Origin of the sequence: Sphingomonas echinoides ATCC 14820 (assembly GCF_000241465.1) — a bacterium.
Classification (GTDB): Bacteria; Pseudomonadota; Alphaproteobacteria; order Sphingomonadales; family Sphingomonadaceae; genus Sphingomonas; species Sphingomonas echinoides.
The window spans coordinates 1-2500 of the sequence record NZ_JH584237.1 but is presented as its reverse complement, the minus strand read 5'-3'; the positions used below and the strand labels follow the sequence as shown (position 1 = coordinate 2500).

The 2500-nt window shown below is 55.3% G+C and carries 1 tRNA gene and 2 rRNA genes (1 of these 3 cut by a window edge); all 3 read left to right on the top strand.

What is annotated here, in order from left to right:
* Positions 1-1785: ribosomal RNA gene (locus ON00_RS19675) — 23S ribosomal RNA — on the top strand (it extends 1010 nt beyond the left edge of the window).
* Positions 1786-1944: 159 nt separating this feature from the next.
* Positions 1945-2059, top strand: a 5S ribosomal RNA gene (gene rrf, locus ON00_RS19670).
* Positions 2060-2152: 93 nt separating this feature from the next.
* Positions 2153-2229 (top strand) — tRNA-Met (locus tag ON00_RS19665).
* The last annotated feature ends 271 nt before the right edge of the window (positions 2230-2500 follow it).

Here is a 2500-nt window from a genome sequence, read left to right as displayed (position 1 = left end):
GAAACAGCCCTGACCTACAGCTAAGGTCCCCAAGTCATCACTAAGTGGGAAAGCATGTGGAACTTCCAAAACAACCAGGAGGTTGGCTTAGAAGCAGCCATCCTTTAAAGAAAGCGTAACAGCTCACTGGTCTAAATAAGAGGTTCTGCGGCGAAGATGTAACGGGGCTAAAGTGATGCACCGAAGCTTAGGGTGTGGCGTAAGCCACGCGGTAGCGGAGCGTTCCGTAAGCCTGTGAAGCGATCTGGTAATGGGTCGTGGAGGTATCGGAAGTGCGAATGCAGACATGAGTAGCGATAAAAAGGGTGAGATGCCCTTTCGCCGAAAGACCAAGGGTTCCTGCGCAAGGCTAATCCGCGCAGGGTGAGCCGGCCCCTAAGACGAGCCCGAAGGGGGTAGTCGATGGGAACCACGTTAATATTCGTGGGCCTGGTGGTGTGTGACGGATCTCGTGTGTTGTTCTCCCTTATTGGATTGGGAGGGCTTCGAAGAGGTTCCAGGAAATAGCCCCACCGTATAGACCGTACCCGAAACCGACACAGGTGGTCAGGTAGAGTATACCAAGGCGCTTGAGAGAAGTGTCCTGAAGGAACTCGGCAAATTGCCTCCGTACCTTCGGAAGAAGGAGGCCCTCATCGTGCGCAAGCATTTTGAGGGGGCACAGGCCAGGGGGTAGCGACTGTTTAGCAAAAACACAGGGCTCTGCTAAGTCGGCTTCAAGACGACGTATAGGGCCTGACGCCTGCCCGGTGCCTGAAGGTTAAGTGGAGGGGTGCAAGCTCTGAAATGAAGCCCAGGTAAACGGCGGCCGTAACTATAACGGTCCTAAGGTAGCGAAATTCCTTGTCGGGTAAGTTCCGACCTGCACGAATGGCGTAACGACTTCCCCACTGTCTCCAGGACATGCTCAGCGAAATTGAATTCCCCGTGAAGATGCGGGGTTCCCGCGGTTAGACGGAAAGACCCCGTGCACCTTTACTGCAGCTTCAGAGTGGCATTAGGAAGAAACTGTGTAGCATAGGTGGGAGGCTTTGAAGCGTTGGCGCCAGCTGACGTGGAGCCATAGGTGAAATACCACCCTGTTTGTTTCTGATGTCTAACCTCGATCCATGAAACTGGATCAGGGACCCTCTGTGGCGGGTAGTTTGACTGGGGCGGTCGCCTCCTAAAGAGTAACGGAGGCGCGCAATGGTGGGCTCAGGACGGTTGGAAACCGTCTGTTAGAGTGCAATGGCATAAGCCCGCCTGACTGCGAGACTGACAAGTCGAGCAGAGACGAAAGTCGGTCATAGTGATCCGGTGGTCCCTCGTGGAAGGGCCATCGCTCAACGGATAAAAGGTACGCCGGGGATAACAGGCTGATAACCCCCAAGAGCTCATATCGACGGGGTTGTTTGGCACCTCGATGTCGGCTCATCACATCCTGGGGCTGGAGCAGGTCCCAAGGGTTTGGCTGTTCGCCAATTAAAGTGGTACGTGAGCTGGGTTCAGAACGTCGCGAGACAGTTTGGTCCCTATCTGCCGTGGGCGTCGAAATTTGAGAGGAGTTGACCCTAGTACGAGAGGACCGGGTTGAACATACCTCTGGTGTACCTGTCGTTCTGCCAAGAGCGCAGCAGGGTAGCTATGTATGGACGGGATAACCGCTGAAAGCATCTAAGCGGGAAGCCTCCCTCGAGATAAGATTTCATAGAGCCGTCAGAGACCATGACGTTGATAGATCGGATGTAGAAGCGCGGTAACGCGTGGAGCTAACCGATACTAATTGCTCTATTCGCGCTTGAGAGTCCCACCATCAATGACAATCCTGGGTAAAACCAGCGTGTCGCAGATGGCGGATGATCAATTGCAACGCCTGATTGAACAAAACTACATCATCACACAGGTAAAGCGTGCATCGATTTTAAGATCATAGAACCCCTTTGCTGTTCACCGGCTCCATTGCTTGGTGGCTATAGCGTCAGTGCCCCACCCGATCCCATCCCGAACTCGGCCGTGAAACCTGACTGCGCCGATGGTACTATCACTTAAGTGATGGAAGAGTAGGTCGTCGCCAGGCATTGAAGCCGGTGAGCAGCGTAGCGGTCCCCTGATCCACAAGAACCCATTCACATGTCACCTACCCTTTCGTTCCGCGACCCCGCGGAACTGGCGCGGGGTGGAGCAGCCCGGTAGCTCGTCAGGCTCATAACCTGAAGGTCACAGGTTCAAATCCTGTCCCCGCAACCAACGGTATCACAAAAGCCCCGTCCCTCACCGGACGGGGCTTTTGTGCGTTTGGGGCACAAGCACTCTCCGCAAATTGCAGCATTCGGTACAGGTCGCCGTGCAGTTGGATCGGGCGACGCTTCCCGCCGCGCGCGCTGCCGGGCTGCACAACGATCTTCTCGATGATTGGTCGGATCGCTTGCCGAGCGACCGCGCCATCGCTTGAAGACAAATGTGTCTCGAGCTCGGCGACCGCCCGGCTATAAACGGCTTCATAGTTCGCCGGCAGCCG